At 56.2% G+C, this 17450-nt stretch carries 15 protein-coding genes; 8 read left to right on the top strand and 7 right to left on the bottom strand.

Going from position 1 to position 17450, the window contains the following annotated elements:
- Positions 1 to 78: 78 nt before the first annotated feature.
- Entirely contained in the window at positions 79 to 2679 is a 2601-nt protein-coding gene (gene pepN / locus HMPREF1255_RS08645) for an aminopeptidase N (protein ID WP_024111455.1), read from the bottom strand.
- Between the two features lie 269 nt (positions 2680 to 2948).
- On the opposite strand from pepN, the gene HMPREF1255_RS08650 reads away from it, so the two are divergent.
- Genes HMPREF1255_RS08650 through HMPREF1255_RS08660 form a run of 3 tightly spaced genes read left to right on the top strand, consistent with a single transcriptional unit; the run spans position 2949 to position 6460 of the window.
- On the top strand, positions 2949 to 3731 hold the full coding sequence (locus HMPREF1255_RS08650) for an NERD domain-containing protein (RefSeq protein ID WP_016456526.1): 783 nt from the start codon (positions 2949 to 2951) through the stop codon (positions 3729 to 3731).
- Positions 3732 to 3766: 35 nt separating this feature from the next.
- Positions 3767 to 5941, top strand: coding sequence for an NAD-dependent DNA ligase LigA (ligA, locus tag HMPREF1255_RS08655; RefSeq protein WP_024111552.1), 2175 nt, complete (start codon positions 3767 to 3769; stop codon positions 5939 to 5941).
- 57 nt (positions 5942 to 5998) lie between these two features.
- Positions 5999 to 6460, top strand: a complete 462-nt coding sequence (locus tag HMPREF1255_RS08660; RefSeq protein ID WP_024111479.1) for a ribose-5-phosphate isomerase — start codon at positions 5999 to 6001, stop codon at positions 6458 to 6460.
- Between the two features lie 17 nt (positions 6461 to 6477).
- On the opposite strand, the gene HMPREF1255_RS08665 is transcribed toward HMPREF1255_RS08660, so the two are convergent.
- The 5 genes from HMPREF1255_RS08665 to fumC form a co-directional block, all read right to left on the bottom strand.
- Positions 6478 to 6705, bottom strand: a complete 228-nt coding sequence (locus tag HMPREF1255_RS08665; RefSeq protein ID WP_024111452.1) for a hypothetical protein — start codon at positions 6703 to 6705, stop codon at positions 6478 to 6480.
- A gap of 79 nt (positions 6706 to 6784) precedes the next feature.
- Positions 6785 to 9223, bottom strand: a complete 2439-nt coding sequence (locus HMPREF1255_RS08670; RefSeq protein WP_197016993.1) for a DMSO/selenate family reductase complex A subunit — start codon at positions 9221 to 9223, stop codon at positions 6785 to 6787.
- Between the two features lie 168 nt (positions 9224 to 9391).
- Entirely contained in the window at positions 9392 to 10297 is a 906-nt protein-coding gene (locus HMPREF1255_RS09500) for a molecular chaperone (protein ID WP_016456520.1), read from the bottom strand.
- A gap of 107 nt (positions 10298 to 10404) precedes the next feature.
- On the bottom strand, positions 10405 to 11727 hold the full coding sequence (locus HMPREF1255_RS08680) for a lactate racemase domain-containing protein (RefSeq protein WP_036917556.1): 1323 nt from the start codon (positions 11725 to 11727) through the stop codon (positions 10405 to 10407).
- Between the two features lie 130 nt (positions 11728 to 11857).
- Complete coding sequence (gene fumC / locus HMPREF1255_RS08685) at positions 11858 to 13267, bottom strand: class II fumarate hydratase (protein ID WP_024111450.1); 1410 nt, start codon at positions 13265 to 13267, stop codon at positions 11858 to 11860.
- Between the two features lie 185 nt (positions 13268 to 13452).
- Here fumC and fdxA point away from each other — a divergent pair, with 185 nt between their 5' ends.
- A complete protein-coding gene (fdxA, locus tag HMPREF1255_RS08690) occupies positions 13453 to 13770 on the top strand; it encodes a ferredoxin (protein ID WP_016456517.1) in 318 nt (105 codons plus the stop codon).
- A gap of 73 nt (positions 13771 to 13843) precedes the next feature.
- Entirely contained in the window at positions 13844 to 14950 is a 1107-nt protein-coding gene (gene dapC / locus HMPREF1255_RS08695) for a succinyldiaminopimelate transaminase (protein WP_197016998.1), read from the top strand.
- On the opposite strand, the gene HMPREF1255_RS10220 is transcribed toward dapC, so the two are convergent.
- Positions 14943 to 15815, bottom strand: a complete 873-nt coding sequence (locus tag HMPREF1255_RS10220) for a hypothetical protein (protein ID WP_036917559.1) — start codon at positions 15813 to 15815, stop codon at positions 14943 to 14945. The two genes, dapC and HMPREF1255_RS10220, sit on opposite strands and share 8 nt — an antisense overlap.
- A 192-nt stretch (positions 15816 to 16007) precedes the next feature.
- Here HMPREF1255_RS10220 and HMPREF1255_RS08705 point away from each other — a divergent pair, with 192 nt between their 5' ends.
- From HMPREF1255_RS08705 to HMPREF1255_RS09695, 3 genes are all read left to right on the top strand, one after another.
- Positions 16008 to 16790: a TIGR00730 family Rossman fold protein gene (locus tag HMPREF1255_RS08705; RefSeq protein WP_016456514.1), complete on the top strand. Its 783-nt coding sequence runs from the start codon at positions 16008 to 16010 to the stop codon at positions 16788 to 16790.
- 9 nt (positions 16791 to 16799) lie between these two features.
- The gene (locus tag HMPREF1255_RS08710; RefSeq protein WP_024111282.1) at positions 16800 to 17087 is read left to right on the top strand and encodes a DivIVA domain-containing protein; all 288 of its coding nucleotides are present in this window, start codon (positions 16800 to 16802) and stop codon (positions 17085 to 17087) included.
- Positions 17088 to 17243: 156 nt separating this feature from the next.
- The gene (locus tag HMPREF1255_RS09695; RefSeq protein ID WP_016456512.1) at positions 17244 to 17411 is read left to right on the top strand and encodes a DUF3117 domain-containing protein; all 168 of its coding nucleotides are present in this window, start codon (positions 17244 to 17246) and stop codon (positions 17409 to 17411) included.
- Positions 17412 to 17450: the final 39 nt, after the last annotated feature.

Here is a 17450-nt window from a genome sequence, read left to right on the forward strand (position 1 = left end):
CCTTTATGCGATCGGCAAGGCGTTGCGGAAAAAATAAGAGGGCCACCGAACGGTGACCCTCTTATCTAGAACAAAAACTTAAGCGTTCTCGGCGTCTAGCTGCTGTGCCTTGATCGCGCGCTTGCTCAACGAGATTTCTTCGCTGAGCGCTCGCATGGCCTCATCTGGAACCTTGTGGCTGGCGATGAAGGCTTGCACCCTATCGAGCCAGGCCTCGTCCGCTATGGTGTAGGGCCACAAATTGCTAAGCGCGGTGGTGCGAATAACGTGTCCGCGGCGCGCCCAGATGGAATCGGGCTGGCACATCTGCTCGAGAATTTCGAGGTACTTGTCTGCGTACGGCGCGGTGATGTCCTCCTGGCCGTAATTCCAGAAGTTCTCCGAAATCTCGGTGTAGGTGTGGTTAGGCAGATCCTCGACCTCGGTCAGCTGTGCCCAGGCGTCAGCCTTAGCTGCTGCGTCCTTGAGGCAAGCGCGGGCTCCGGCGGCAGATTGTGCGCCAGAGATCGTGTTGTCTGCCTCAAGCTCCTTGGCGATCAGTGTCTCGTCGGCGACGCCGATGCGTGCCAGAGACTTGATGATCAGCCAACGTCGATCCGAATCGATGGGCAGACCCTCTGGGACGTCCTCGCCCTTCAGCCACCCCTGGAGCAGGTCGGCACCTGCGGGAGACCCGATCGCGTTGACCAGAGCGTCCGCGAACGCCAACTGGCTGTCCGAACCGGGCTGCGCGTGCATCAAGTGTTCGGTCAGGCCAGCCACGAGCGTTGCCTTGCGGTTAGCCCTGTTGTCCGGGTGAGAGTAACTGCTAGCCGCAACGGATAGCTGAGCTAGCTCGTTGCGAATCGCGGAGTCGTCATCCTCGCCGGCAAGACCCTGAAGAACGATATTTAAGAATTCCTTCGAGGGCAGCTCGGCATCGCGAAGAGCATTGTTCATGGCGGTCCAAACCATTACGCGGGCCATCGGATCCGGCATGTCTTTCAGGTGCTTCGATGCGGTTGCCATGCTGGCCTCGTCGAGGCGTACCTTCACGTAGCCCAGGTCGCGATCGTTCAGCAGCACTAGGTCAGGAGCCTTGCGGCCGACCAGAGCGGCGATCGGGGTGCTGGAACCGTGCACGTCCACAGGCATGCTTTCGGTTGCGACGAGCTTGCCGTCCTCCGTCAGCTCGTAAAGACCAATCGCGATCTTGTGGTTGCGCAGCGTGTCGTGCTTTTTCGGAGCCTTCTGGATCACCTCGAAGTTAGTGATGGTGCCGTCATCGTCGAGGTCGAGCTTGGGGTAGATGGTGTTGACGCCTGCGGTTTGCAGCCAATCGCTGGTGAAACCGCTCAGGTCTTTACCGCTGGCTTTCTCGAGCGCGCTCAGCAGATCGTCGAACTCGGTGTTGCCCCAGGCGTGCTCCTCGAAGTATTCACGCACACCGCTCAGGAAGTTATCCTCGCCGACCAAGCTGACTAGCTGCTTGAGGACGCTTGCGCCCTTTGCGTAGGTGATGCCGTCGAAGTTCTGGTCTACGGCGTCCAGATCCACCATCTCGTTGGCGATGGGGTGGGTGCTGGGCAACTGATCTGCGCGATAGGCCCATGCCTTGCGGGCGTTGGCGAAGGTGACCCACGGGTTGCGGCCGCCGTATTTCTTTGCGATTTCGCCTTGACAGAAGTAGGCAGACCACTCGGCGAAGCTCTCGTTTAGCCAAATGTCGTTCCACCACTTCATGGTCACCAGGTCGCCAAACCACATGTGAGCCAACTCATGCAGAATCGTATTGTCGCGGGCGTCGTAGCGGTCAACACTAACCTTTGAGCGGAACAGGTACTGGTCGCGGAAAGTGACGCAACCGACGTTCTCCATCGCGCCGAAGTTGAACTCGGGAACGAAAATCTGGTCGTACTTCTCGAAGGCGTATTCGCGTCCGAAGGCCTCTTCGTAAACCTCGAAGCCACGCTGTGCAGCCTCGCGGATGCGATCGGCGTCCAGGTATTGCGCCATCGACGGGCGGCAAACGACGGCCGCCGGGATGTCGCCCTTAATCGATTTAATGGTGCCCTGTTCGACGTGGTATTCGCCAGCAACCAGGGCAGTCAGGTAGGTCGAGATGGGCGGGGTGGGCGAGAACGTCCACTTGGCCATATCACCGTCAAAGATCTCCGGCTGCGGGGTCGGGGAGTTCGAAATGGCCACCCAATGGGCAGGGGCGATAAGAGTCAGCTGGAAGGTTGCCTTCAAATCGGGCTGCTCGAAAGTTGCGTACATGCGTCGAGCGTCCGCGCTCTCAAACTGTGAGTACAAACTGATCTTGCCGTCGGTCGGGTCGACGAAGCGGTGCAGGCCCTCACCGGTACGTGAATAGCGCATTAGGGAAGTTACCGTCAGCTCGTGGTCTCCCTTGCTGGGAGAGAACTCGAGACGGCTGCCCTGGTAAGAAGAAACGTCGATCGGCTCCGAATCCAGATACGCCGAGAGGACGCGCTCGCCGATGACGTCGATCCAAGTCGGCTCGCCGGTGCTAGAGAACCTAGCAGTGGTGGTCTGGACGAAAGTGGTATCGGGGGATTCGAGCTGGCTGCCATCAGGGTAGCGCCCACTCAGGTCGACTACGACTTCGTACGACTTTGTAGCGATCTGCTTAGATCGTTCTTGAGCCTGTGCTCGAGTAATGTTTTCTATGCTCATGCCATGCTTCCTGAAGTTTTGTACTGTCCAGCGAATAACCTCAAACGGACTCACGCGCCTTACTAAATAGCCGAACTCGACGTTGGTTTAAGAAGTCGAGCAGCCGCAATTGGTTATGCAAGCAACGTTTAATTTTAGCCTAAGGGAAAAATTTCCTAGCCAGCGGGTACATCGCCGAGCATCATTAATGCGATTATCACATCTAATAACCGCTATAGTGAGATTCAAATCAATCGGGTTTTACACGAATATTCCGTTAGGGGAAATGAATGACAAGCGGACGGGTCAAGCGTGCCGAACGGTTCGCGGATTCTGAAGCGTATCGCGAACAGCCTGCTCCCCGCAGGGCGTTGTTGATTTCCCAAGAAGATTCCCCTCAGCCTTATGCAGCAGCCAGGCGTGCCCTCGTGGAACCCAGCAGGCGCTCGTTAGAGGTGCCTGAACTGACCGAGGAACAGCTCCGTAACCTTCGAAAGGCCAGGCGAGGCGCTCCTGTTAGGGCGCTGCTCGACCGTCTGCTGGACGGCATCGACAACTCCGCTCGCAGGGGGCTAGTGGATCCTGGCGACGCCGTGGCAGGCGAACTCCTGCGACTTTCCGAGCTTGACCCAAGGTGGGGATTCGTCCAGGCCGTGCGTTACGAGGACGATAAACCGGTGCTAGATCATTGGGTGGTCGGGCCTGGTGGTATCTATCTGCTCAGCGCAAAGACACATCCGGGGTCGAGGCTGTACGTCGCGGGCGATAACTTTCTCGTAGACGGCAAGGATGCGCCTTATGTTCCACAGGCCCGTGAAAATGCTCTTCGATGCGCCGAAGAAATTTCGAGCAATATGCGCTGGGACCTGGACGTCATGGGCGTGATTGTCCCCGTTAACGACCGCAAACTAACGGTCGATCAGCAACCGTATGCGGTCGAGGTTATGGCAGATGATGGTCTGGCCGAATGGCTGGTTAACCGCCCCGAAGAACTCACAAAACAGCAGATAATCGCTGCTTACAACGCAGCCCGGAGCAAATCCGAGTGGCGACCCAAGCGCGGGGAATTCTAATCTGCCGATTAGTCATCCAATGGCACAATTAAGTTGTGGCTGATTTACGTATCGAATCCGATTCTTTGTCGGATCCATCTTCCGCTGATTCGCGCAGGTGGACAGAGCTAGTCGACATCATTGAGCGCGCCCAAGATAGCTATTACGGCAAGGACGATCCGATCCTGTCCGACGCACGCTACGACGAGCTCTTTTCCGAGCTGGTCGACCTAGAAGATAAGTTCCCTAGCCTTCGAACCCCTGACAGCCCGACTCAGCGGGTAGGTCAGCCTCAAGCAGAGACGCCGTTTGCGCCCGTAGAACATCTACAGAGGCTCTATTCGCTGGAGGACGTCTTCAGCGTCGACGAGCTTAAGGACTGGATCTCGAAAACCCAGGCTGCTCTTGCAGGGGAAAGCATCGAGTGGCTTTGCGAGCTAAAGATCGATGGTCTTTCAGTTGACCTCGTATATCGAGATGGAGTTCTGGTTTCGGCCGCCACGCGAGGCGACGGCGTCGTCGGCGAGGAAATCACTGCCAATGTCCGCACCATCCCCATCATCCCGCAAAACCTGGAGGGCCACGATTGGCCCGAGGTGCTCGAGGTCCGGGGCGAAGTATTCCTTGGGGTCAAGGAATTCAATGAATTGAACGAGAAGCGCGCCGAGATTAATGAGCAAAACGAGAGGGAATATCGGGCGTTGCCCGAGGGCAAGGCGAAGCGCAAGCCGGCTAAGCTGCACATCTTTGCTAATCCGCGCAACGCTGCCGCAGGATCTCTGAGGCAAAAAGATCCGAAGGTTACGGCATCCAGGCCGCTGACGATGCTCACGCACGGCATCGGAGAGTTTTCCGAGCAGCGTCCCAGCAGGCAAAGCGAAGCGTATGGGCTGCTTGCCGGCTGGGGCTTGCCGATAGCCGAAGAGAACAAGGTGGTTTCGTCCGTCGACGAGGTGCTCAAATACGTGCGTCATTTTGGTGAGCACCGCCACGATCTGAGCCATGAGATCGATGGAATCGTCGTCAAGGTGAACGATCTGGCTCAGCAGGGCCGTCTCGGCTACACCAGTCGAGTGCCCAGGTGGGCGGTCGCATATAAGTTTCCGCCCGAAGAGGTGAATACGAAGCTTCTGGACATCGATGTGCAGGTAGGACGAACCGGGCGAGTGACTCCTTTCGCGGTTATGGAACCTGTGCGGGTTGCTGGCTCAACGGTCGAGAGGGCCACACTGCACAACGCTTTCGAGGTGGTGCGGAAAGGGCTACTCATCGGCGACACAGTCGTATTGCGAAAGGCCGGTGACGTCATTCCAGAGGTGGTTGGCCCGGTCGAGTCGCTGCGCGACGGCAGCGAGACTGAATTCGAGATGCCTGAGGACTGCCCGTCGTGCGGCACGAAGCTGCGCCCGGAGAAGGAATCCGACAAGGACATCCGTTGTCCCAATTCGCAGACGTGCCCAGCGCAGCTCGTGGAGAGACTTTTTGGCCTGGCATCCAGGGGTGCCTTGGACATCGAAGCGCTGGGGGAGAAGGCTGCTCGCGCGCTCATCGACGCTGAGGTGATTAAAAACGAGGCGGAGCTTTTCGATCTAACCGAGGATGATCTGACTAAATGCGATTTCTTCCTTCGCAAGGAAGGATCGAAGGACGCCGACGGCAAGGCAGTCACGTCGTTTGTGCTCGGCAAGAACGGGCAGAGCCTGCTGGAAAACCTGCAAGAGGCCAAGGACAAGCCGCTGTGGCGAGTGCTGGTCGCGCTTTCCATCAGGCACGTGGGGCCGACTGCTGCTCAAGCCATCGCTGCCCAATTCGGGTCTATGGACGCAATTCGCAAGGCTAGCATCAGCGAGTTGGTTGAGGTCGAAGGCGTAGGCGAGATAATCGCGGAATCGCTGAAGAGCTGGTTCGAGGTTGACTGGCACCGCGAGATCATAGAGAAATGGTCTGCGGCTGGTGTAAGAATGGCTGAGGAGACCTCGACGAACGACCCACAGACCCTCGAGGGGCTGAGCATTGTTGTCACTGGTAGCCTCGAGAACTTCACTCGCGATAGCGTTAAGGAGGCCATCGTCGGCCACGGCGGAAAGGCAACTTCGTCAGTGAGTAAGAAGACCGATTACGTCGTCGTAGGAGCTAACGCTGGCTCCAAAGCCGACAAAGCGGAAAAGCTGGGAATCCCCATCCTCAACGAGGAAGAGTTAATAAAACTCATCGAGGGCGGGAAACGATAAAACCAGTAAAATTTAGTATCGACGAATTCGACCCGATGGGTCTGAAAGGATCTAGTCATGCGTGTACACATTGGAACCGACCATGCCGCCTTCGAAATGAAGAATTACCTGGTCGAGAAGCTGCGTGAGGAAGGCTACGAGGTAATCGACCACGGGCCGGCCGAGTACGATGCTCAAGACGACTACCCCGACTACATCATCCCCACTGCAGAGGCAACGGTTGCCGAGTTTGGCGATGGCGCACTGGGTGTCGTCCTTGGTGGTTCGGGCAACGGCGAGCAGATCGCGGCCAACAAGGTTAAGGGCTGCCGTGCTGCTCTCGCAGACTGCGTCGAACTTGCAGAGCTGGCCCGAGAGCATAACAACGCCAACGTCATTTCGCTGGGTGGACGATTCGTGTCTAACGAATTGGCGCTAGAAATCGTCAAGACCTTCTTGACCACCAAGTTCAGCGACGAGGAGCGTCACTCCAGGCGAGTCCAGAAGATGACCGACTACGAGAACGAAAAGTGCAAGTAGTCAGCTAGAAGCTAACCCTACTGGCCCCGAATTCGGGCTATCAGATAAGGCAAGACCTCGTCCTCGCGCAACGTTGCGGACGAGGTCTTTTCTTCTTCAGCACCGCCCAAGCCACGCGCACGCAGGGCTCGATCGCGGTCCACCATGCGAGTGATGCCGTCCCTGCCGAGGTCTCGGGAATGCTTGCGCGCGCCAGCATCTTTCGACCCGCGCTGTTCACCGCGGTTGCTGTGCTGCTTGGGCATTCCCGTTCCCCTCGAGTAGTAATAAGAAGTCTAGTCTGGGACTAAACGCCTATCTGATGTGGTAAATGCCGCAATCAGTCTATTTGCCTTTACTCTTTTCAACTTGAGCGAGCGCAGTGTTTGCCGGGTTGCCCTTTGCAAGTGGGGAAGGGCGGTATTTGGTTAACAGGTTTACGCTTCCGCCTCGGTCAATACCATCCTTGTCGGGTTCATACCAAGCCCCCTGAGGAACGGAAATGACGCCAGGGACAATACGTGTCGTTACCTGAGCAGGAATGCGCATTCGTCCACGATCGTTGAAGACGTCCACCATGTCGTCGTTCTCGATGCCCCGCGCCTTGGCGTCGATCGGGTTAATCCACACTCGCTGCGGGTGCGCCTCTTTAGATTTCGGCAGATTGGCGTAAGAAGAGTGCGTCCGTCCCTTGTAATGGTGTCCGATCAGCTGCAAAGGATACTTTTCGTTTTCTTTGGCTTGGCCAGGGCCCTCCCAAGTCTCAATGTGCTCAGGAAGGGCAGTTAATCTTTGGCCAAGTGTGCCATCGAACTCCCAGGTTTTAGACATTTCCCAAAGCCGGTTAGAAAAGATTTCAATTTTTCCTGACGGCGTCTTTAGCGGATTAGCTTCCGGATCCTCCCTAAAATCCTTCATGGAGACGAACGGAACATCCGTGTGTCGCCTCCACATGCCGACCTTTCGGAATTCTTCAGGTTCGGGAAGCGTAGGTTCCTTCTTTTTCGATTCCTCCCACAGCCACATGCGCCAGTCCTCTTGCGTGCGGCCCTGGGTGAACTCTTCCTCGATTCCCAGTCGCTTAGCGATTTCCGTGCACATCTCGTAGCCCGTCTTGCAGTCGTATAGAGGTTCGATTGCCTTATCTGCCCAGATGGCCCATCCCATATCGCCGCAAGACATTCCAGGAATTAAATCCTGCTCCTCGAAGTTAGTCGTCGAGGGGAGCACCATGTCAGCCCATTTGACGCTGTCAGTGTGCTGGTGATCAACAACGAGAATAAACTCAGCCTTCGATGTGTCCGAAAGTGTCGTGTAGGTCTGATTCAAGTCGTTGTGCTGATTCGTCAAGCAGTTCGACGCGTTAACGACCATCAGTTTGATTCCGACGTCAAGCTTGTCTTTGCCGCGGACCCCGTCTTTAGTCGCCGTCATTTGCTCGCCGTGATCGATGGCGTCGATCCAATTGAAACAAGAGATCTGAGTTTTGACGGGTGGTTCTTTGCCCTCTTGCAAGGGAAACTTGGCGATTTTTGCCTGGGAGTTTCCTTCTCGCGCCCCGTTTCCGCCGCCATGTATGCCAGGATTTCCCGTGACGCACGCAAGCAGGAAGACAGCGCGAGACGCGTTTTCACCGTTAGCTGAACGCTGTAGCCCCCATCCTTGAGTAATAGCGACGGGTTTCGTGGTGGCAATTTCGCGAGCCAACTGACGGATCTTCTGCGCAGGGACGCCACAAATCTTAGCTGCCCATTCCGGGGTCTTCGCGATGCCATCGGGGCCTTTACCTTCAAGGTAGGCGCGGTAGGAGTTGTTCGCAGGGACGCCTTCGGGCATCGTGTGTTCGTCGAATCCGACGCAGTATTTGTCGAGGAATTCTTGGTCTTGCAAGTTTTCCTCAAGCATGGCGTAGATCATGCCTGCGATTAATGCTGCATCGGTGCCAGGACGAAGTGCGATCCATTCGTCAGCGATCGTTAACGCAGTTTCTGAATATCGTGGATCGATGACGATGGTTCGGATGCCGTGGTCTTTGCGAACCTTTGTGACGACGCCCGTTTCCCCACCACCAGACATTCTGGTCTCGAGTGGGTTGTTTCCGAACATAACCTGCAATTTGGTGTTTTTGGCGTCCTCGAACGAGTTCGAAGGCGTCCATTCCCCATAGAAATAGGGGAAAGCGGCAGTGATCTGAGCCGTAGAGTAATCGCCGTATTGTCCGAGGAAACCACCGAAGCAGTTCAAAAGCCTGGGCCAGGTGCCACGCTTAGTGATATTTCCGCCGGTGGATCCTGTCCCGTAGTGATACCAAATAGCTTCGTTGCCGTATGTCTCTTTGACCCTCTTCAGTTCGGAAGCGATGGTGTCGAACGCCTCTTCCCAAGAGATCTGCACCCATTTATCCTCGCCACGCTTTCCCGCGCGTTTCATCGGGTGCTTAATCCTGTCGGGGGAGTAGATGCGCTCTCTCTGGTTGCGGCCACGGACGCACGCAATGTTGCGGAGATTGTTGAGTTCGTTGCCGCCTGTGTTGTCAGGCAATACCCGAACGACTTTTCCGTCCTTAACCTGAAGGCGAAGCGCACATCTCGACTGGCAGTTAACCAGGCAAGCGTTCCAAACCGTGCGGTCTACGTCGACCCTGCCGGTTCCGTTTGGCACTAGTTCATCGCTGGGATGGGAGTAGGGGCTCGGCTGTTTCGAGCACGCTACTAGACCGGTGGCAGCGCCTGCTGCGGCAGACCACTTCAAAAAGGAACGGCGACTCGGCAACTTACTGCTCATGGTCATCCTCGCTTACGAATTGTCAATAACTATTTTCGCTAATTCTCTTAACTGGAAGCGTAGATTTCTGCCAGTAAAAAGGTTAAAAAACGCCACTTCCAGAAATGCGAAAAATATCTGCAATAACGCAGGCAAATATTGAAAAGGTTTTGCTTAGGCTGGCCTTAATTAGCTGACTAATTCCTTTGCAGATACCAGCGCTTTTTCTAGCGTCTTGCTCGTCGGCAGAATGCTCAGCCTGCGGAGGGGTGCCTGTTCGTCGGCTGGCGCGTCTTGCGGCAGGTTGAGCTTGATCACGGTCTCGTCGGTTTCAGTTGTATCTGAGAGCGAGGTCAAGGTCTGCGGTTTATCGTGGCAGCAGCACCCGTCATTGGATAGTGCTCCACAGGAAAGAAGAGCTCTAGCCCACAAAAGTATGGTGCCGAGCGTCAGAAGTTCCATGCCTTTGACCCAGTGTGTTTGGGCAGCCTGCGTCGCCTCGGCCAACATCTGAGGCGCCCACTGCAGCAGGTGGTCTCGCGTGAAATCAGCGGCTATCCACGTCAGGCGGGTGGCTTCCTGCTGGTCTCCACTGGTCAAGGCTTGGTGTGCGCGCAGGCAAGCGGTCATCAGGAAGTTGATTTCCAGACCTATGTGGTCGTCCGGCTCTGAGTTTAGCTTCGGAGCCTCGAGGTCAAGCTTGCGGTAACACTCGCGGACGGCCAACGTTTCTAGATCGAAAACAAGGCCATCGGGGCTGCGGTGCACCGACTCGAACGGTGGCACTTTAGAAGTGGACGAAATGCCGTAGAGCAGGTCTTGGTCATGAAAGCGCTGGTCGTAAGTCTCGACGCTGTCTGATGACGCCTGAAGCTGGTTAAGCCCCAAATCCGTAAGCTGCATTCCATTTTTAGTCAACTGATTTTCGCAGTCTTGATCGTCTGATAGTTTGGCGCCTGCCTCGCGAGGTAGCGGCCACTCGTCGAGTATCGCCGTCACCGCTTCGAAAATCTCGTCGCTAGCAGGCTCCAGTTGAATGGAACTCAGCGCCGAGAATGCCGCTGCGAAGGCTTCAAGACGATCGGTGGAAAGCATTTTGCTCCTAAAAACTATTGGGACGCAGCCAGAATACTTGACGCTGTGAAACTTAGGCTAAAAACTAGGGGAGGGCCGCGAAGGCCCTCCCCTCAAGAACTCGAGAACTACTTGTACAGTTCTGGATCTCCGCTGATTTGTGATGGATCCTTTAGCCTATGCAGCAGCTCCCCGGCGTTGTGCACGATTAGGACATCCGGGTCCTTCTCTAGCTCGTCGAAATCGAGTGAATCCGGATCCACGTATTCCTTGTTGTAGATGGCGCATTCCTCCGGAGGAATCTTGGATGCGAAAGCGCAGGTTATGCGGTTTTCCTCCTCGCCCGTCTCGGGGTCATACGTGCCTAATCCCGTGACGTGCGTAGAGTGCGCAAGCTCGCCCCAAGGATGATCCCTAAACTTGTCCCACTGCTTCACGAAGTAATCACGGTTGTGATAGCCAATCTTGCGTAGCCCCGGGTGCATGTCTGCGACGCTGCAGATGTGTGGCGCGTAGAGAATCACTTTGCCGCCATCGGCGCAGACGGGCTCGAGTTTGTAGAAGCCTTTAGCGGCCGTCCAGAAGTCTTCATACATTTCGGGCATCATCGAGACGATTAAATTGTATGGTTTGTCGCACCACTTGATGTGCACCTTCTGAGATACCTCTGCGCAGGCTTCCCAGGCCGTCTTCGAGTCTCCGAAGCTCAAGAATTGGTTATCCAGAGTTCCTGGTTTGACGATCATTCCGATCAGATACTTGGGCGCGGGAATCATGTCTGCCGCAGCATCGATCATCTTTCGCACGGGCGTGACCCCGAACGAGCCGATCATTTCGTAACAGGTGATCAAAGCTCCGACCCAATGGGACATGTCGATCACGTCGTGGCCGGACAGTCCGGGGAAAAAGTACTTATTGCCGCCCGAAATGCCCACGACCTCGTGGGGGAGAACCGGCCCGATGACTAAGTTCACATCCGTGTCGACCACCATCTTGTTTACGATGACGTGCATGTCTCTGTCGGTGAGGCGGCCGCCGGAGAGCTCGCCAATTTCTTTGCGATCGATGGTGCCCAAGTTCGCGAAGGTGTTCTCGTCCCACCACTCGTGGTTGAAGATCTGCCATCCGGGGTAGGTCTCCGAGAACTTGCCCGGCTCACAACCAGTCAAAGACGCAATAGCGTCGTCATCCATAGCCGCGTGCGTGCCAGCGGCGATCACTACCCGAACGTCCTTCGGACGATCTTTAAGCGCGTCTCTGACAAATCCAAGGATCCTGGCTACGGGAGCGTGACGGGTGCCATCTGGAATGACTATTGTGAGGCGCTTGCCGTCGACGTCGAAATCAGCGAGCTGGGCTTCAATGAAGTCGCGTTCTTCGTCGTGGTCTAAAACTTTGTCGGCGCCGCCGACGCTGGCGGCCGGTGTCATACCTGGGTAGAGCTGTGTCATAACCCTACTTTGGCCCCAAGGCGTCGGAAAATCACGCGGTGGCCGTTAGTTGTCGTAATGATCAGGTGATTTAGGTAAAGAAAATGGTGACCGCGAACGTGTCGCGGCCACCATTCAAATGATTTATCGACTAGTCCTCAGCGGGGCTGGGATGAGTCATGTCAGCGGGGACAACCCACTTGTCGTACTCTTCCTCAGTCAGGAAGCCGGACTCCAGAGCCGATTCCTTAAGGGTGAGGCCCTTCTTGTGCGCGTTCTTAGCGATCGCTGCAGCCTTGTCGTAACCGATGTGACGGTTCAGCGCGGTGACCTGCATGAGGTTGGAATTCAGGTTGGCCTGAATCTTCTCGCGGTTGGGCTCAATGCCGTAGGCGCAGTGCTCGTCGAAGGAAACGCAGGTGTCGCCCAGCAACTGGATGGATTCCAGCACGCACCAAGCCATGACCGGCTTGTAGACGTTGAGCTGGAAGTTGCCCTGCGAACCGGCGAAGCCGACTGTTGCGTCGTTGCCGAAGACCTTGGTGGCGACCATGGTCATGGCCTCGCACTGGGTCGGGTTGACCTTACCCGGCATGATGGAGCTGCCCGGCTCGTTCTCAGGAATGATCAGCTCGCCGAAGCCGTTGCGCGGGCCGGAGGCGTACCAACGAACGTCGTTGGCGATCTTCATCAGCGCGTCTGCGAGGGTGCGCAGCGAGGACGAAACCTGAACCAGCGCGTCGTGGGCAGAAAGCGAAGCGAACAGGTTGTCCGCCTGCTTGAACTCCAGGCCGGTCTCCTCGCTGATCTTCTTAGCGCAAAGCGCGCCGAACTCCGGGTGGGCGTTCAGGCCGGTGCCGACTGCGGTTCCGCCGATGGCGAGCTCACGGGCGCGGGAGTCAGCGTAACGGATGCCGTCGAGGGCGAAGTCGATCTGAGCAACCCAGCTGCTGATTACCTGACCGAGCATGATCGGGGTAGCGTCCTGCAGGTGGGTGCGGCCGACCATCACGACGTCGGCGAATTCCTTAGCCTTCTTGTCCAACGTGTCGCGAAGCTGCTTAACGTCGGGCAGCAGCTTCTCGTTCAGCTGGTTAACTACCGCGATGTGCATGGCGGTCGGGAAGGTGTCATTGGAGCTCTGGCCGCGGTTCACGTGGTCGTTGGGGTGAACCGGAGACTTGGTGCCCATCTCGCCGCCGGCGATCTCGATGGCGCGGTTGCTGATCACCTCGTTGGTGTTCATGTTGGACTGAGTGCCCGAACCGGTCTGGAAAACCACCAGCGGGAACTCTTCGTCGAGCTTGCCTGCGATGACCTCGTCTGCGGCCTGAGCGACCAGCTTCGAGATTTCCTCGGGAAGCTCGCCTAGCTCGCCGTTGGCAAGGGCAGCCGACTTCTTGAGGATGCCCAATGCCTTGATCATGGGTCGGTTCCAAACGAACGTTGGACGTCCGATGTTGAAGTTCTGGATGCTGCGCTGCGTCTGGGCGCCCCAGTAGTGGTTAGCGGGCACCTCGATTGTGCCCATAGAATCTTTTTCAGTTCTGGTGTTTGCCATGCCTAAAGCCTACCCAGATTTCGTTTTCAATGAGAGGGTACCCCGTCGAGTTGGCGGCAACGCGCGTGAAGACTCCGGGGTTTCGTGAGGATATGCTTAGCAAAATGATCGTTCGGTTAACGCTTGTGCAGGGATACACTGAACCAATAAAGATATCTTTTACGACTAGATAGCGGAGTATCAATATGACCTACGTAATCGGATTGCCGTGCGTGGACGTTAAGGACCGCGCATGCGTTGAAGAATGTCCCGTCGATTGCATCTACGAGGGCGAGCGCACCCTATACATCCACCCGGACGAGTGCGTAGACTGCGGCGCCTGCGAGCCTGTCTGCCCGACCGAGGCCATTTACTACGAGGACGATCTACCGGAAGACATGGAGGAGTGGGCTGACATCAACGCCAGCTTCTTCGACCAGCTCGGTTCGCCGGGCGGCGCTTCCTCTGAGGGCCCCCAGGATTACGACGAGCCCCGAGTGGCAGCACTACCGCCACAGGCCTAGAGCAACAACTTTTTGAGATACGGGACGCTTCGGCGTCCCGTATTTTTATTTCGAGCAATATACTCAAGGCTCTATAGCTAGGAGAAACATGTTGCTGTCTGAAACCCTGCCGCAATTTCCTTGGGATACGCTGTCTGCTGCTAAGGCGAAAGCACAATCTCATCCGTATGGGATCGTCGATCTTTCCATTGGTACTCCCGCCGACCCTGTTCCCCAGGTGGTTTTGGACGCGCTTGCTGACGCGGGTGCTCGCTGGCACGGTTACCCGACGGTGCAGGGCACTCCACGGCTGCAGGAGGCCATAACCGGTTATCTGAGCCGCCGGTGGAATTCCGTTCCGCTGACCGAGGTCAATGTGCTTCCCGTAATGGGCACTAAGGAACTTGTTGCATGGTTGCCGATTCAGGCGGGTGTTCAGCCCGGTCAGACCGTCGTTATTCCCGAAATTGCCTATCCGACCTATGAGGTCGGGGCGTTGCTGGCGAAAGCTGAGGTCGTTCGTTGCGACGACCCCGATAACTTGTCTGAGGCCCCGTCACTAATTTGGCTGAACACTCCGGCAAATCCGCATGGCGCGATCACTTCGGCTGATTTGCTGAGGCGTTGGGTGGCGTACGCTCGGGAAACTGGCGCTTTGTTGGTCAGCGACGAGTGCTATGGCGAGTTTGCCTGGGACGCCAAGCCATTCAGTCTTCTAGACCCAGAGATAAACGGTGGCTCTCTTGCCAACCTGCTCGCCTGCTTCTCGCTTTCTAAGCGCTCGAATATGGCTGGTTACCGAGCCGGTTTCGTTGCTGGTTGCCCGCGGATAATTAAGGAACTTCTGGCCATTCGAAAGCACGCGGGGGCAATGGTTGCCGGTCCTGTCCAGGAGGCCATGGCGGCCGCCCTCGATGACGACGAACATGTTAGCATCCAGCGCGATCGCTACATTCGAAGGCGAAACAAGCTTTCCGAGGCGTTACAGAACGCGGGTTTCCAGATAGATCATTCTGAGGGCTCGCTTTATCTGTGGGCGACGAGGGGAATCCCAACTAGAGAAACTGTCGATTGGCTGGCCCAGCGCGGCATCCTGACCGCGCCAGGGGACTTTTACAATGAGCCCGATCCGACGCACGTGAGAATCAGCTTGACCGCCCTTGATGATCGAATCGAAGCCGCTTGCGAGCGCCTTAGTTAGCTTCAGCGGATCTGAGCAATAGAGTCGCTCGCCAGGAACTCTCCTCGGGACTCGGCGTTTCTGAGGATTGCCATTGCTGATAGCTATCTGGCGACATCGTCCAGTGGTGGTCGTTCGTTGAGGCAGCGACGAGTCCGGCTTGCTGCCCGAGCATCTGTGAAAGCTGAGCAACCGCCCAAGTGGTGGATTTGCTTCCGGCTTGCACCGTAATTGTTGAGCCATCCTGGGCTACCAGCAGCGCATCTGCCCAAACGCGAGTGAAGAAATCCGTCAATTTAGTTGGGTCTGCAGGATTTTCCTGCTGATCTACGCAGCTGATTGCTGCTGGGCTAAAGCCAGCTAGCGCACTTGCCCACGCCCTAGCGTCCGGCTCGTGCTTGCGATATTCGTTCGGATGATTGGAACGTTGGACTTCCTGGGCGACGTCGTTGATGTCCCCATTTTGCCAATCGGGAACGGTAACTAGGTGGTCATAAAAAGCCCCCGCGGAGTACCAAGGGTCCATGATCTGCTCTTGCGTTCCCCAGCCCTGTGACGGACGCTGCTGGAATAAACCAATGGAGTCAAGGTCTCCGTAGTCAAGGTTTCTGAGCATGGATTCTTGCATCGCGGTGGTTAACGCGATGGTCGCGGCTCGCGCTGGCAAGCCCCTGCGGATCGATTCTCCCACGATAATCGCCGCATTCTGGGCCTGATCGTAGTCGAGATAGGCGCTGTGTTCCTCGACGCTGACTTGGCATCCCTGGGCGGGTTTTTCTGGCCTGGCATCGCCGCGGCCGGCGAAAAAGCTCGCGACCGTCGCCACCAGAGCTGCGAGCACCACGATGGAGGTGGCAGCTATAGACAGATCTTTGGTTTTGCTCATGAAAGATCCGTGAGGGTCGTGCGAAAAGAAGCCATGCATTGAACTTTAGCCGACTCGTCCAGACAGGTAAGCGGTCGAGGGGTTCGGAAGATCGATATGCATAGTGGAAGAAAGAATGTCTAATTAAATTCACCGTCCATTAACGACTTCGAAAGCAGCTCGATTGCAGTATTTGGCAGAATGGATACCGATATGAATGAGAAATTTGATGAGACTATCGAGAGTTTCGATAACGCTCCGGTGCCCAGCGGTGATTCTGTAGCCCAGGGGCCGGTGATCCGACGTGGCTCACAAGTACAGGCGACCACAACTGAGCAGCGTCTGCTACAGACCCAAAGTGATCACGACTGGTTACACTCCGACCCCTGGCGTGTGCTGCGAATCCAAGCCGAATTTGTCGAAGGATTCGGAACTCTAGCCGATGTTGGCGACGCCATCAGCATATTTGGCTCGGCACGCAGCAAGCCGGGCAGCAAGCACTACGAGGACGCCCTAGAGATCGGCAAGCGTCTCGCCCAGAATGGCTACGCGGTAATCACAGGTGGCGGTCCAGGCATAATGGAGGCAGTGAACAAGGGAGCCTCCAAAGCAGACGGAGTCTCTATCGGGCTTGGAATCGAACTGCCCTTTGAGTCTTCCTTAAACGAATACGTGAACTTGGGCATCAACTTCCGTTACTTCTTCGCCAGGAAAATGATGTTCCTGAAGTACGCCCAAGGCTTCGTCGTCATGCCCGGTGGCTTCGGCACAATGGACGAGCTGTTCGAGGCGCTGACCTTGGTTCAGACCGGCAAAACCGGGCATTTCCCGATCGTGCTGTTCGGCACAGACTACTGGTCGGGCCTCGTGGACTGGATGGAGAAGAACATCCTAACCAATGGCTACATAAGCGAACCTGACATGCATCTGTTCAAGCTGACTGACGACATCGAAGAGACTGTGGAATTTGTCACTAGTGGCGAAATCACGGATTAGGGGACATATATGGCTTGGCTATTTGCCGTAATAATTCTTGGTGTTTTGGCGGTAGCGCTTGCGGTTTCCAGCGGCAAGCTGGGTGGCCAGGCGCCGCTTATAGACCAAACGCCAAGGCTGGATTTGCCTGCGAGGGAGCTGACCTCCGATGACCTAAATAACGTCTCTTTCGACGTCGTTGTGCGCGGATATAGCCCTCATCAGGTAGACGAGCTACTGGACCGGCTGACGGATCAGTTGTTGGGGAAGCAGCTCGACGATGCGAAATTCGAACAAGTAGAAAACGATATCCCCTAAGACGGTCCTCCGGTTACCTAATGTCGGCTAACATTATGTGCGTTTTTGCCCAAGATTTGGCCCCATCCACGATAATGGAAGTAATAATTCAGCGACGTCTAGAGTGTTTAACCCGACAAATGCTGAACCGTATTTTTCAAGAAGTGTGAGGGTGCTATGGCAGCAATGAAACCGCGTACCGGAGATGGCCCGATGGAAGTGGTAAAAGAAGGCAAGGGCCTTGTCATGCGTCTTCCAGTCGACGGGGGCGGTCGTTTGGTCGTTGAGATCAACGAGGAAGAAGCAGCCGAGCTAAAGAAATGCCTGGACGGCATCGTTAAATAGCTTGAAAAGTAAGGCGGCCACACGTTGCGTGTGGCCGCC

Source organism: Propionimicrobium sp. BV2F7, from assembly GCF_000510445.1.
Classification (GTDB): Bacteria; Actinomycetota; Actinomycetes; order Propionibacteriales; family Propionibacteriaceae; genus Propionimicrobium; species Propionimicrobium lymphophilum.

Excerpts from the sequence above, each read along its gene's own strand:
- HMPREF1255_RS09695 (WP_016456512.1), top strand. The coding sequence starts at position 17,244 with ATGGCAGCAATGAAACCGCGTACCGGAGATGGCCCGATGGAAGTGGTA.
- HMPREF1255_RS09500 (WP_016456520.1), bottom strand. The coding sequence starts at position 10,297 with ATGCTTTCCACCGATCGTCTTGAAGCCTTCGCAGCGGCATTCTCGGCG.
- HMPREF1255_RS08660 (WP_024111479.1), top strand. The coding sequence starts at position 5,999 with ATGCGTGTACACATTGGAACCGACCATGCCGCCTTCGAAATGAAGAAT.
- HMPREF1255_RS10220 (WP_036917559.1), bottom strand. The coding sequence starts at position 15,815 with ATGAGCAAAACCAAAGATCTGTCTATAGCTGCCACCTCCATCGTGGTG.
- HMPREF1255_RS08710 (WP_024111282.1), top strand. The coding sequence starts at position 16,800 with ATGGCTTGGCTATTTGCCGTAATAATTCTTGGTGTTTTGGCGGTAGCG.
- fumC (WP_024111450.1), bottom strand. The coding sequence starts at position 13,267 with ATGGCAAACACCAGAACTGAAAAAGATTCTATGGGCACAATCGAGGTG.
- HMPREF1255_RS08670 (WP_197016993.1), bottom strand. The coding sequence starts at position 9,223 with ATGAGCAGTAAGTTGCCGAGTCGCCGTTCCTTTTTGAAGTGGTCTGCC.
- pepN (WP_024111455.1), bottom strand. The coding sequence starts at position 2,679 with ATGAGCATAGAAAACATTACTCGAGCACAGGCTCAAGAACGATCTAAG.
- fdxA (WP_016456517.1), top strand. The coding sequence starts at position 13,453 with ATGACCTACGTAATCGGATTGCCGTGCGTGGACGTTAAGGACCGCGCA.
- HMPREF1255_RS08705 (WP_016456514.1), top strand. The coding sequence starts at position 16,008 with ATGAATGAGAAATTTGATGAGACTATCGAGAGTTTCGATAACGCTCCG.
- HMPREF1255_RS08650 (WP_016456526.1), top strand. The coding sequence starts at position 2,949 with ATGACAAGCGGACGGGTCAAGCGTGCCGAACGGTTCGCGGATTCTGAA.
- HMPREF1255_RS08665 (WP_024111452.1), bottom strand. The coding sequence starts at position 6,705 with ATGCCCAAGCAGCACAGCAACCGCGGTGAACAGCGCGGGTCGAAAGAT.
- HMPREF1255_RS08680 (WP_036917556.1), bottom strand. The coding sequence starts at position 11,727 with ATGACACAGCTCTACCCAGGTATGACACCGGCCGCCAGCGTCGGCGGC.